This window comes from Clostridium sp., assembly GCF_034179595.1.
In the GTDB taxonomy this organism is placed as follows: domain Bacteria; phylum Bacillota; class Clostridia; order Clostridiales; family Clostridiaceae; genus Clostridium.
Window position 1 is genome coordinate 85,807 of sequence record NZ_JAXFPT010000017.1, and the last position, 14,496, is coordinate 100,302.

A 14,496-nucleotide genomic window follows, 5' to 3' on the forward strand; every position below is an offset into this window, starting at 1 on the left:
AAAAGAACTGATGTAATAAGCAGTTCTTTTTGTTATGTTTAATAATAATATTTTATTATCTTTTTGAATTTTTGTATGCTTTTTTAATATTTTCAGGGAAATCATCAATAGTAAGTTTTGAAACATTTTTTTCTGTTTTATCATTATAAGCAGTATCGTAATACCAACATTTATATTTTATAAAATCTAATACTTTTTGAAGTTCTTCTATTTGTTTTTCAACATCTAATTTTCTTTTAAAAAACATATCTCTTCTTTCTTTTATAGTAGAATCACCAGCATTACACCAATCTAAGAATTGTTTAATATCTTTTAAGCACATGCCTGATTTTTTTAAACACTCAATTACAACTAATGTATTAATATCACCATCATCAAATTGTCTTATTCCAGATTTATTTCTTTTAATATTAGTTAGTAAGCCTTCTTTATCATAATATCTTAATGTAGATATAGGTATGTTGAATTTTTTAGATATTTCACCAATTGAATACATATTTGCTACTCCCTTAGATTATCTTATATACATAGGTTATTTTTTATATTTTCAAAAGTTAAGTTTAGTTAATAGAATAATCTTATATAATGAAGAATTTTATGTCAATAATAGAGATAATATAAAGAAAAGCTAATCAAAAATCATATGTATGCTTTTATAGATGTCATATTTAATAATAATTTGTTTATATTTAGCTTTAATAAGAAAAAGATATGTAGTAAAATAAGATTGGATAACATTTTCATTAATGAAGTTATTAATTTTTTTAATGAAAATGATTTATTATTTATAAATATGGCATGTCGCACATAATATAAAATTGTGTTAATAAATAATTATATAAAATTAAGGAGGAAGCGATTATGACTAAAGGATTATCATTAGATTTATCTAAAGTAGCTCCATATTTAAATATGGATGAAGTAGATTTTATGGGAGATTTAGTAGAATCAGCACATAAAAAATTACATGAAGGAACTGGTGCAGGAAATGACTTTTTAGGATGGATTGACCTACCAGTAAACTATGATAAAGCAGAATTTTCAAGAATCCAAGATGCTGCAAGAAGAATTCAAGAAACTTCAGATGTTCTTGTAGTAATAGGAATAGGTGGATCATACTTAGGAGCTAGAGCTGCAATAGAAATGCTTACAAATAATTTCTACAATGTATTATCAAAAGAAGATAGAAAAGCTCCACAAATATTCTATGTTGGTAATAACATAAGTGCAACATACATGAGTCAATTATTAAAGGCTGTAGAAGGAAAAGATATCTCAGTTAACGTAATATCAAAATCAGGTACTACAACTGAACCTGCAATAGCATTTAGAATATTCAAAGATCTTTTAGAAAAGAAATACGGAAAAGAAGAAGCTAAAAAGAGAATATATGCTACAACTGATGCTTCAAAAGGAGCTCTTAAAACATTAGCTGATGCTGAAGGATATGAAACTTTTGTAATTCCTGATGATGTTGGAGGAAGATTCTCAGTTTTAACAGCTGTTGGATTATTACCAATTGCAGCAGCAGGAATTAATATAGAAGAAATGATGAAGGGTGCAGCTGATGCAAGAGAAACTTACTCAAATGTTTCAGTTAAAGAAAATGACTGTTACAAATATGCAGCAGTAAGAAACGCTTTATATAACAAAGGAAAGACTATTGAAATATTAGTTAACTATGAACCATCACTTCATTACTTCAATGAATGGTGGAAACAATTATACGGAGAATCAGAAGGAAAAGATAACAAGGGTATATTCCCAGCAGCTGTTGACTTCTCAACTGATCTTCACTCAATGGGACAATACATCCAAGAAGGAAGAAGAGATCTTTTCGAAACTGTTATAAATGTAGAAGAAGCACAAGAATCAGTTATAATAGAAGCTACAGAAGACAACATAGATGGATTAAACTTCTTAGCAGGAAAAGATATGAACTTTGTAAACCAAAAAGCTTTCGAAGGAACTTTATTAGCACATAATGATGGTGGAGTGCCAAACATGGTAGTAAACGTACCAGAATTAACTCCATATTACTTCGGACAATTAGTTTACTTCTTTGAAAAGGCATGTGGAATCAGCGGATATCTTTTAGGAGTAAATCCATTCAATCAACCAGGTGTTGAAGCTTACAAGAAAAACATGTTTGCTTTACTTGGAAAACCAGGATATGAAGATTTAAAAGCTGAATTAGAAGCTAAATTAAAATAGTAATATATGAGAATTATAATTGATGGAGATGCTTGTCCAAGCATCTCCAAAATTGAAAATCTAGCAAAAGAATACGCTATAGAAGTAAATATATTTGTAGATATAAATCATTTTATTGAAAGTGATTATTCAAAGGTAATTGTTGTAGATAGTGGATTTCAAAATGTAGATATGTATGTAGTAAATAATACTAAAAATGGAGATATTGTAGTTACTCAAGATTATGGAGTTGCAGCTATGTGTCTGCCAAGAGGAGCTAATGTTATAAGCCCTAAAGGAAGCATATATACAGAAAAAAACATAGATATATTATTACAACAAAGATATATATCGCAAAAGGTTAGAAATTCTGGAGGAAGATTCAAAGGTCCAAGAAAAAGAAGTCTAGAGGATGAAGAAAGATTGATAAACAATTTAAGATCAATAATCGAGTATAACATGAAAAGTTAAAATCTATATAAAATTAAATTATTTTATATAGATTTTTTTTGTAAATTTAAGATATTTATATAAAAAATAAGAACATATATGTTGATAATCCTATTATTAGTTGAAAATTAATTACTTAATATATGATATAAAGAAAAAATTATATATTATAACTAAAAATATAAAAAATATTTACAAAAAATGTAAATATAGTATAATAAAATAGTGAGAAGTGGTTAATATGGGGTGAAATATATGGGTGAAATGAATATCTTATTTGGGAAAAAAAGTCCTCAAGAACCTGATGAAAATATAGAGATAGGTATTGATTTTGAGGAAGAAATAGACTTTAAAGTTTTAATTGGAAATGATGGTATTTGGAATACAATAAAAGATTTTAACAATAAAAAATCATGTGTATGGACACCAAAAGACGAAGGTGAATACATGGTTATGGTACAAGGTCGAAGAAAAGGATCTAAAAAACCTTATGAATTTTTAGCTAAGGAAGAATATATAATAGGAAAGAACACAGGTGAAGATGAGTTGATTAAGGAAATTTTATTAGATAAGAATGAGTGTTTTACCGGCGAAAAAGTTAATATAGAGGTTATTTCAGATAAAGAAGTTTTATTATATAGATTTTGGAGAAAAGGAAACAATGGTTGGGAGCCTATAAGAGATTACTCAACTGATAATAAATTATCTTATACTGCTATATATGAAGGAAATGAAGAAATTTTAATAGAGTGCAAAAAGATAAAATCCAAACAAAATGTTGATGAATATAAGATTGTTAAATTTAGAGTTAATAAGAAAAATAAAGTTGAAATAGTAGACTTTAAATGTTTAACAGATCAACTATTATTAAATGAAGAACTTGTATTTAAGGTTAAAGCTTCTTGTGATGATGCACGCCCGCTATTATTTAAATTTGTAAAGGTAGATAAGTATGGAAGATCAGTATGTGTACAAGATTTTTCATCAAGAAGAATTGTAAGTTTTCAAGAGACTCAAGAGGGTGAGTATAAACTTCTATGTCTTATGAAAGATATTTTTTCAAATAAAGAGTATGATGATAGAGCAGTAATGGTATATACAGTTAGAGCTTATAATTCAGTAGGTATAAATAGCTTTAAATCTGATGTTAGAAGTCCGCAAGCTTCAGGAACAGATATAACATTTAAAGCAGATGCTTATGGTGGAAGAGAACTTGTATATAGATATATTGTAGATGGACCAATTGCAGAAGATTCATGCTATACAAGAAATAAAGAATTTTATTGGAATCCAAGAGAAAGTGGATCATATAAGATAACTTTATATGTAAAAGATATATCATATAAGGGTGATTATGAAGATAAAAAAACAATATCATTTGATATAGACAAAAAAGGTGATAAACCTATTAGGATAATGGATGTAATTTCTGATAAGAGAAAAGAAGTGTTAATTGATAGTCCTATAAATGTCAGAGTAATTGCTGAAGGTGGAACTATACTTTTATATTCATTTATAATTTTAAAAGATGGAAAAGAAATAGATAGAATTGATTATAGCAGAACAAATTGGATGAATTATATTCCAAAAGAAAAAGGTAATTATGAAATAAGTATAAGAGTTAAAGATAAATATTCTTCAGAAGAATATGATGTTGACTCAAGTATATTCTTTAAAGCTAAGGATTATCTTCCAGCAAACATAGATTGTATACTATTCCCATGTAAAGAAACTTTCCTAGTTGGAGATGAAATAGGAATAGAAGCAATTGTTCAAAATACAAAAAATATTTTAGTTAATTTTGTTACTAAAATAAATGGACATGAAGTTGAAGAAACAGGATTTATTAGTAATAAGAAACTTGTTATTAAACCTAAATGTTCAGGAAAGTATACTTTTGAAGTTTATGCAAAAAATATAAAGTGTGAAGAAGGATTCGATACAAAGAAAGAATTTTCTATATATGTACATGAAGCCACGCCAGTTACAGGAACTAAAATAACAGTTGATACTGAATCAATTAAAGTTAATCATGAAGTAAATTTTTGGGCTGAAAGTACTGGTGGAAAAGATGTTTGCTATGAATTTTATTTAATGGAAAAAGGAAATTGGGTAAAAGCTCAAAGCTATAGCAAAAAAAGATACTATACATTTATACCATTTTCTAAAGGTACTTATAGAGTTATGGTACTTGCGAAAAGTTTCTATAAAAGAGTTAGTTATGAAGATTACTGTGAAATGGAATTTACAGTTTAGTATAATTATAAAAAAGTCCAAAAGGGCTTTTTTTCTTTAATTGATTTTTAGAAGAATTAATAATAAAATAAGATGAAACTTAAGATAAAGAGATATTTATATAAATAAAAAATAAGGATAAGAGGTGTTTATTAAGTTGCAAAGATTAGATAAGATAATTTCAAATTTAGGATATGGAAGTAGAAAAGAGATTAAAGGGTTAGCTAGAAAAGGATTTATAGAAGTTGATGGAGTAATAGAAAAAGATAGTAGTAAGCTTATAGATCCAGAAAAATCAGTTATAAAGATAAATGGAGAACAAATATTTTATAGAGAATTTATTTATCTTATGATGAATAAACCAGATGGAGTAGTGTCTGCTACATATGATTCAAGAGACGAAACTGTTATAGATCTTTTAGAAGTTGATCACCAAGCATTTGAACCATTCCCAGTTGGAAGATTAGATAAGGATACTGTTGGATTATTACTACTAACTAATGATGGAGAATTAAATCATAGACTAATATCTCCAAAGTGGAAAGTAGATAAGGTTTATTATGCAAAGATAGATAAAAAGGTTACTGAAGAAGATGTTGAAAAATTTAAAAAGGGAATAACTTTAGATGATGGATATGTTTGTAAAGAAGCTATTCTTGAAATTATAGATGCAACAGATGAAGGTTCAGAAGTAAACATAACAATACAAGAAGGAAAGTTCCATCAAGTTAAGAGAATGTTTGAAGCAGTAGGTAAAAATGTAACATATCTACAAAGAATAGAGTTTGGTGGATTACCATTAGATGAAGATTTAGAAGAAGGAGAATACAGAGAATTAACAGAAGAGGAAGTAATGCATTTAAAAAGCTTCTAGTTATTACAGGTAAACTTGCAAGATAATCATTCATAAATTTCCATAAAATGAATTGATTTTTCTAAATTTACTTGCATTTTATAATGCCTTAACATATAATACTATTGCAAGGATAAATAAAAGGAATAAATAGCCCCCTTTTTATTTATTGCTTATTGCTAGAGCGCAACCTAGCCCCAAGGGTTGCGTTTTTTTGCGCTCAAAAATGAATTGTTTTGTAAATATTTACACAAAATAATTTTGTATTAAACATATAAAATAATTAAGTTAATATGATGAATGAAAAAATTCATACTAAATAAAAATGCATTAGATTATTCATTTTAATACATAATAAAATCATATTTTAGAAAATGGTAGTTTTATGTGATTAAAAGATATATTTACAATGATATTTAATAAATGTATAATTAAAGCGTTATATAATAGTAATGCGATGAAGAAGAAGAGTATATGAAAATTTATTTTAAAGAGAGCGAAGAAATGGTGGAAACTTCGTAAATAAACTCATAGAAGGAAGCTTTGGAGTATAGTATCGAAATTTAAGTAGATAACTGGGTTTTCTCCCCTTATAGAGAATTAAGTGAGTTAAATAAATTTTAACTAATTTAGGTGGTACCGCGTGAAGTTGTAGTCTTCTCGTCCTAAAGTTTTAGGCGAGAAGGCTTTTTTTATAAATTTTAGAAAGGTGATGAAATAATGAGTAGAGAAAAGTTAGCAAATTTAATGTTTAAAGATGAGCTAAAAACTCCAGGATATTATTTAGAAAAGTATCCTAAAAGAAATTTAAAAGAAGGAGCTAGAGTTGTAAGATATGCACCAAGTCCAACTGGATTCCAACATATAGGAGGAGTTTATGCAGCTCTTATAAATGAAAGATTAGCACATCAAAGTGAAGGCATATTTTATTTAAGAATTGAAGATACAGACCAAAAAAGAGAAGTTGAAGGTGCAATAGAAGATACAATAGCTACAATGCATAACTTTGGAATGGAATTTGACGAAGGTATGACAGGAGAAGAAACTTCAAAAGGAAACTATGGTCCATATAGACAAAGTGAAAGAAAAGAAATATATCACACATTTGCTAAAAAATTAGTTGAAGATGGATTAGCTTACCCATGCTTCTGTACTCCAGAAGAATTAAATGAAATAAGAGAAAAACAAATGGCAGAAAAAATCACTCCAGGATACTATGGAGAATATGCTGTTTATAGAAACTTCCCAGTAGAAGAAGCTATAAAGAAAATTGAAAATGGTGAAGAATACATAGTAAGATTAAAATCACCAGGAAAAGAAGAAAATAGAGTAGAGTTCCATGATTTAATAAAGGGAGATGTTTCATTCCCAGAAAATGTTCAAGATATAGTTATCATTAAATCAGATGGACTTCCAACATATCATTTTGCACATGCTATAGATGATGCATTAATGCATACTACAGATGTAATAAGAGGAGAAGAATGGTTATCATCACTTCCAATACATCTTCAATTATTTGATGTTTTAGGCTTTGATAGACCAAATTATGCTCATGTTCCAACAATAATGAAATCAGAAAATGGATCAAAGAGAAAACTTTCAAAGAGAAAAGACCCAGAAAGTGCTGTAAGTTATTATAGAGAAGAAGGATATCCAGCGATTTCTGTTATCGAATATCTTTTAAATATAATAAATTCAACATTTGAAGATTGGAGAACAGAAAATCCAGATGCAGATTATCATGAATTCCCTGTATCTTTAGATAAAATGAGTAAATCAGGAGCTTTATTTGATATAGTTAAGTTACATGATGTAAGTAAAAATGTTATATGCAAAATGAAAGCACCAGTTGTTTATGATTATTATGTAGCTTGGGCAAAAGATTTCGATAAAGAAATGTTTGACCTTGTAACTAAGAATGAAGCAATGATGAAAGAAGTATTTAATATAGATAAAGAAGGTCCAAAGCCAAGAAAAGATTTTGGTAAGTGGAATGAAGTTCGTGAAAAAATATTCTACTTCTTTGATGAATTATTCAATTTAGAAACTTCAGAAAATGTAGAACTTCCAAAGACTTTAAACTTAGAAGATGCTAAGAGTATAATTGAAAGTTATGCTAAAGTATATAATTTCAATACAGATCAAGAAACTTGGTTTGAAGAACTTAAAGCTTTAGCTATAGAACTTGGATATGCAACAAATAGAAAAGAATATAAGAGCAATCCAGAAAACTTTAAGGGAATGGTTTCTGACGTTGCAGGAGCTGTAAGAGCAGCACTTACTCACAGAACAAATACACCAGATCTTTATACAATAATGCAAATTATGGGTGAAGAAAAGGTAAGAGATAGATTTAATAAATTCATTAATCTATAAATTTAAATATAAGTTAATTAAATTAACTTATGCAGAAGAAAAGGTCCTTTCATTAAATGAAGGGATCTTTTTTTATTGAAATAAACATAATAAATTATACTATATTGTCAAATAATTGTATATTATATATAATATTGAAAGTAGGGTGCTGTTTTATAACTAAAAATCTTATATTTAGTATATATTAAATAATTTTTAAACTTGATGTATGGGGATTTGAAGGGGGATTGTATATAAAATATTAAATTAAAATTTTTAATATATTATAAGATTTTAAGTGGACTATATTTTAAATTTGTGGGGGAAAAAATGAATAAATTAATTAAAAATATTATTCCTATATTAGGGGTAATAATATGTAGTATTTTATTAATTATTATTTCAAAATCTATATTTGTTGGGGGATTTTTACCTGATAAATATAATAAAGAAACAAAATATTATAAAGGCGTAGTAACTGAGATTATAGAAGAAGATCTACAAAAGGATAAACATCTAGAAGAACTAGAAGTTGGTTTCCAAACTATACGGGTTCGGATAAAAGATTCAGATTTAAAAGGACATGAATTTGAAATTAAAAATCCAATAAGCAGACTTTATAATATTAAAGTTAATAAAAACAGCAAAATTATAGTAGGGTGTTATGAAAATAATGGAGAAACTATTGCAACGCTATTTAGTCATGATAGAAGCGATATGATTTATATATTATTGATCTTATTTTCAATAATAGTGATTATTGTTGGTGGACTAAAAGGAATTAGATCTTTAGTAGCATTAATATTTACTTTAGTATGTTGTGTATATTTAATGTTACCTCTAATGCTAAATGGAGTAAATCCTATATTAGCAGGAATAATAATGGCAATACTAAGTACAAGTGTTACCTTATTACTTGTATCTGGAATAAATAAGAAAACTTTAGCCGCAATCTTAGGAACAACTATGGGGGTAGTTGTTGCAGGAATAACAGCTTATATATTTGGCAATTTAACTAATCTATCAGGAATAACGATGGAAGATGCAGAAAGTCTAATGTATATTGCAGAAGATTCTGGACTTAAGATTAAAGGATTAATGTTTACTGGTATATTAGTAGCATCGCTTGGTGCTGTTATGGATGTTGCCATATCAATTTCATCATCTATATTTGAAATTTATAGTGTTGATAATAATATTGAATTTAATAAGTTATTTAAAAAAGCTATGAATATAGGAAAAGATATTATTGGAACTATGACAAATACATTAATATTGGCTTTTGCTGGAGGATCCTTAAGTTTATTAATATTAATCTATTCATCTAATATGCCATATAATAAGCTTATTAATTTAGATATATTAGGAATAGAAATAATTCAAGGAATCTCAGGAAGTATAGGGATAGTTTTAGCAGTGCCTATCACAGCGATTATTGCAAGTTATTTATGTATACATAAAAGAAGAAAGTAATACTTTAATATTCAAGTAAAGATGAATTATTACCTTAATTAAATTTCCCATTCAATCAAAAAATATATGTTCTATAAAGTTAACTTATGTTACATATATTTCAGCATGAATTTAACAATAAAATTGATAAAAAAGTTACAGTACATATGATGATTAAGAATTAAGTTTTATAAAATTACAACTAATAAGGGGCAAAGGTATGGATTTTAGAATTAAATGTACTAAAAAAGTAGCTGCATTATTTACTGCATCTACTATTATGGTTGGGATAATTGCAACTCCAGCTGAGATAGTTTTTGCAGCATTAAGGGATTCAAAAGAAAAAGAGATAATTATTTTTGAAGAAAACTTTATAGGAGAAAGAAGCAACAAAGAAGGCATAAAAGCAGAAAATGAAGGATGGACATTTATTAGAGATGGACAAACTAAAGAAAATGGATTAGATGGATATAATACCACAGGTAACTATAATACAGTGCCTGCAATAGGGTTTGGTAGAGGCTTAGGTAAAGTTGAATCTATAGTTACTCCAAAATTCTCATTAGATAACGTTGCTGAATTAAGCTTCTATTTAAAAAATCAAGGTGTTACAGGGGAAAGTCAATCTAAGCTTATTGTATCAGCATTAAATGATGAAGATTCAGTAGTATTTGAAAAGATATTTGATTCTGTAGAATTAGGCAATTTTTTAAATGTTACAGAGGTTAAATTAGAAATACCTGTAGAAGCTAAACAAATTAAGTTTGAATATACTAAAGATGCTGGTAACTTAACATTTGATGATGTAAAGCTTATACAGAAAGAAAAAGAACAAGATATTGAAGGATTAATATCAATTAAGGATGCAAGGATAGCTGATAGTGAAACAGAAGTAATAGTTAAAGGAATAGTTACGTTTAAAGAAGCTTCAGGTAATTCATTTAATTATGCCATTGAAGACAAGACATCAGGAATAGCATTAAGAAGTTCTGAAGAATTAGAAGTTGGAGATGAAGTTGTTGTATCAGGAAAGCCTTCAATATTTAATGGATTAATGCAAATAAATGGATTTGAGCTTATAGATAATAGAGGGAAAAAAGCTATTCCAGAAGGTAAAGTTGTTAAAATTAGTGATATTGTAGATAATAATGGTGGAGAAAATTTTGAATCACAAATGGTTAAAATAAAAGATTTAATAGTTGAATCTATAAATTTAACAGGTGATACAGTACTTAAAGATGAAGAGGGAAAAACTATTAATCTTTATAAAGCTATAAATTTAAATGATATAAAAGTTAAAGATAAAGTTGAGATTACAGCTGTACTATCACAATATTCTAAAAGTGGTAATGATGGATATCAATTAAGAATAAATGACCCATCACAAGTTAAAAAATTAGAAAGTGGATCAGAAGAACCTACACCAGAAGAACCTAAACCAGAAGAAGATAAGGAAGGTCCAATTGTTAGTAATATTAAACCAGCTCCTTCTTCAAATGTAGGTGAAAACAAGAAACCTAAAATATCAGCAACATTTACTGATAAAACAGGAGTTAATATGGATACTGTCAAGATGTATCTAGATAGCAATGATATTACAGCTGATTTAGTTAAAAATGATAATACAGTTAGTTATGAAGTAAAAGAAAATCTTTCAGATGGAAAACATACTGTAAAAGTTGAAATAGCAGATACTTTAGGAAACGTAACAACAAAAGAGTGGAAATTTACAGTTGGTACTAGAGAAATGAATTTATACTTTGGACAACTTCACTCACATACAAATTTATCAGATGGACAAGGTAGTATTGATGAAGCTTACCAATATGCTGAAAAGAATGCAAATTTAGATTTCATGGCGGTTACAGACCATTCAAATTGGTATGATAATGATACAAAGGCTAATTTAGCAGATGGTTCTGCAAGTCAAGCATGGAATAAAGGTAAAGAAACAGCAGACAAATACAATAGAGATGGAGAATTTGTAGCTATTTATGGTTATGAAATGACTTGGTCAGGTTCAACTGGTGGATATGGACATATGAATACATTTAATACACCAGGTTTTGAAACTAGAAGCAATAAAAGTATGGACTTAAAAACATACTATAATACATTAAAGACACAACAACAATCATTATCACAATTAAATCATCCAGGTAAAACTTTTGGTGATTTTAGTGATTTTTCACATTATGATACAGCTATAGATGAATTAGTTACATTAGTAGAAGTAGGAAATGGAGAAGGAGCTATTAGAAGTTCAGGATATTTCCCTTCATATGAATATTACACAAGAGCATTAGATAAGGGTTGGCATGTTTCACCAACAAACAACCAAGATAACCATAAAGGTAAATGGGGTAATGCCAATACTGCAAAAACAGTTATTGAGGCAGAAGATCTTTCAAGAGATTCTCTTTATGATGCAATTCGTGAAAGAAGAACTTATGCAACAGAAGATGAAAATCTAAGAATTTCTTATAAAGTTAATGGAAATACAATGGGATCAATTTTAGAAGATACTGATTCTTTAGAATTTAATATTAATGTTGAAGATCCAGATGCTAATGATAATATCAAAAAGATATCAATAATTGGGGATGGCGGTAAAGTAATAAAATCAATAGATAATATAAATTCTAATGAAAAACAAATAACATTTTCTTTAGATAGTAATGTAAGCTCATATTATTATGTAAGAGTAGATCAAGAAGATAAAGATATTGCTGTAACAGCACCAGTTTGGGTTGGAGAAAGAGAAAATGTTGGTATATCAACAATAGACTGTGACACTGAAGTTATAGTTGAGGGAGAAGAGTTTAATATAGAAACTAATATATACAACAACGAAGCTACTCCATTAACTGATGTTAAAATTGAGTATTATATAAATGGTTCAGATAAAGCAATAGTAAATAATATTGATAAAATAGAATCATCAGAACAATTTACAGCAAAGCTTCCATATAAATTTGAAAAGGCAGGAGATTATACATTCGTAGTTAAAGTTATAGCTAATGTAAATGGAAATATTAAAGAGTTTAAAGGAAGCATAGATATTGAAGTAGTAAAGTCAAATCAAATTTCAAAGGTTATAATTGATGGAGCACATCAAAATCAATATGTAACTGGTGATTATGCTGGTAAGGTAAGTACATTAACAGCATTAATGGCCGAAAATGGAATGAAGGCAATAATAAATAAAGAGCCAATTACTGATAAGGTATTAGAAGGTGCATCTTTATTAATGCTATCAGATCCACAAAGTACAGAAAAACCTAGTCAAGGATTAACTCCTCAGAAATACACACAAGATGAGCTAGATGCAATAGCTAGATTTGTTAAAAGAGGAGGAAATATTGTAATTACTTCTAAGGCAGATTATGGTGATGCTAAAGGCGAGTATGGAAATGCACAGCAAGGTAATTATGTACTTGAAGCTATAGGAGCTAAAATAAGATTTAATGATGACCAAGCTACTGATGATGTGGAAAATGGTGGTCAATCTTATAGATTATATTTTGATGATTATAATACTGAAAGTGAATGGATGAATGGAATAGATACATCTAAGAAGTTTAGTTATTATAGTGGTTCAACTTTAATTATGCCAAATGATACTGAAAATGTTGAAGTTTTAGTTAGAGGTCATGATACAACTTATGGAAATGATGCAGATAAGCAAAACGACAATCAACCAATTGGAAAAGGTGAAGTGGTTGGAGTAGCAGTTGAAACTTTAGAAAGTGGATCTAAGGTTATAGTAGCAGGAGCTACATTATTCTCAGATTTTGAGATGGATGGCTTAGATTATTCAAATTATCAAATAACAGAAAAGATAATAAAAACATTAGCTCCAGCACCACAGATACCAGTAAGCAAAATTGCAGAAGTAAGAGTTGATAATGATAAAGATAATAATCCAGATAGATTTGGAGAAAAAGTAGTAGTAGAGGGATATGTTACAGCAGCATCAAATGAAGCAGCAAAAGGAAATTCTTTCTTTGATGTTATATATATACAAGATGAAACTGGAGGATTAACTATTTTCGGTGTATCTTCAACAAAAGTTTACTTAGGTCAAAAGGTAAGAATTACTGGAAAAGTTTCATCATACTTAGGTGATGCACAAGTTGCTGTTAAGAACGAAGAACTTGATTTACAAATTATTGATGAAAATATTAATTTAGTAGAACCTACTAATCTTTCAACTAAAGATAGTATGCTTGAAGAAATGGAAGGATTATTAGTTAAGGTTTCAGGAACAGTAACTAGAATTGAAGGCCAAAACATTTATGTTGATGATGGAAGTGGCGAAAGTAGAGTTTACACTGAAGGATACATTGGAAGTAGTGAAAATCCAGGTGTAGCTGATGAATGGAAATTAAGAGTTAAGGTAGGAGATAAAATTTCAGCGATAGGTCTTGCATCAGAAGATCCAGAAGGACATAGATTAAGAGTAAGAGATTCAGCTGAAATAGTAGTACTATCAGAAGATAAACCAGGAAATAATATGGGAAATAAACCAGGAAATAAACCAGAAAATAATCCTGGAAATAAGCCAGAAAATAAACCAGGAAAATAAATCAGGAAATGAAGGAAATTTACCAAGTATAGGACGAAAAGATATAATAAGTTAAATTAATTATAAAAAGAGATAGGCATAAGCTTATCTCTTTTTTTATTTGAAAGTTTTAGTAAAAATAATTTGATTTATAATATAAATTTTACTAAAAATTTTTAACATTTAGTAAACTATATTGAAAATTCCATTTTTGGGAATACAATTTAAAGTGAAAACAATTTCAAAGATAATTAAGGAGGATTTTTATATGAAACAATCAAATACAGAATGTAGACTAGATGGTAAAATACCGGCAAGAATAAAATATACTTTTGCCTTTGGTGCATTAGGTAAAGATATGATTTATGGTATGATTGCTACATTTTCA

General features: G+C 28.1%; 8 protein-coding genes and 1 other annotated feature. Of the genes, 7 read left to right on the plus strand and 1 reads right to left on the minus strand.

What is annotated here, in order from left to right:
• Positions 1-55 precede the first annotated feature (55 nt).
• Positions 56-496 carry a MerR family transcriptional regulator gene (locus tag SPJ33_RS02160; protein ID WP_321116329.1) on the minus strand — a complete coding sequence of 147 codons (441 nt, stop codon included), beginning with the start codon at positions 494-496 and terminating at the stop codon, positions 56-58.
• Between the two features lie 365 nt (positions 497-861).
• On the opposite strand from SPJ33_RS02160, the gene SPJ33_RS02165 reads away from it, so the two are divergent.
• The 7 genes from SPJ33_RS02165 (at position 862) to SPJ33_RS02195 (ending at position 14,129) form a co-directional block, all read left to right on the plus strand.
• Complete coding sequence (locus tag SPJ33_RS02165; RefSeq protein WP_321116330.1) at positions 862-2,214, plus strand: glucose-6-phosphate isomerase; 1,353 nt, start codon at positions 862-864, stop codon at positions 2,212-2,214.
• A gap of 6 nt (positions 2,215-2,220) precedes the next feature.
• Positions 2,221-2,664 carry a YaiI/YqxD family protein gene (locus SPJ33_RS02170; protein WP_321116332.1) on the plus strand — a complete coding sequence of 148 codons (444 nt, stop codon included), beginning with the start codon at positions 2,221-2,223 and terminating at the stop codon, positions 2,662-2,664.
• 234 nt (positions 2,665-2,898) lie between these two features.
• Entirely contained in the window at positions 2,899-4,899 is a 2,001-nt protein-coding gene (locus SPJ33_RS02175) for a triple tyrosine motif-containing protein (protein ID WP_321116333.1), read from the plus strand.
• A gap of 136 nt (positions 4,900-5,035) precedes the next feature.
• A complete protein-coding gene (locus SPJ33_RS02180) occupies positions 5,036-5,752 on the plus strand; it encodes a pseudouridine synthase (RefSeq protein WP_321116334.1) in 717 nt (238 codons plus the stop codon).
• Between the two features lie 427 nt (positions 5,753-6,179).
• Positions 6,180-6,402 (plus strand) — a binding site (T-box leader).
• A 49-nt stretch (positions 6,403-6,451) separates the two neighbouring features.
• Entirely contained in the window at positions 6,452-8,110 is a 1,659-nt protein-coding gene (gltX, locus tag SPJ33_RS02185) for a glutamate--tRNA ligase (protein WP_321116335.1), read from the plus strand.
• 309 nt (positions 8,111-8,419) lie between these two features.
• Positions 8,420-9,562 (plus strand): YibE/F family protein, encoded by a 1,143-nt coding sequence (locus tag SPJ33_RS02190; RefSeq protein ID WP_321116336.1) that lies wholly within the window; start codon positions 8,420-8,422, stop codon positions 9,560-9,562.
• Positions 9,563-9,761: 199 nt separating this feature from the next.
• The gene (locus tag SPJ33_RS02195) at positions 9,762-14,129 is read left to right on the plus strand and encodes a CehA/McbA family metallohydrolase (protein ID WP_321116337.1); all 4,368 of its coding nucleotides are present in this window, start codon (positions 9,762-9,764) and stop codon (positions 14,127-14,129) included.
• Positions 14,130-14,496: the final 367 nt, after the last annotated feature.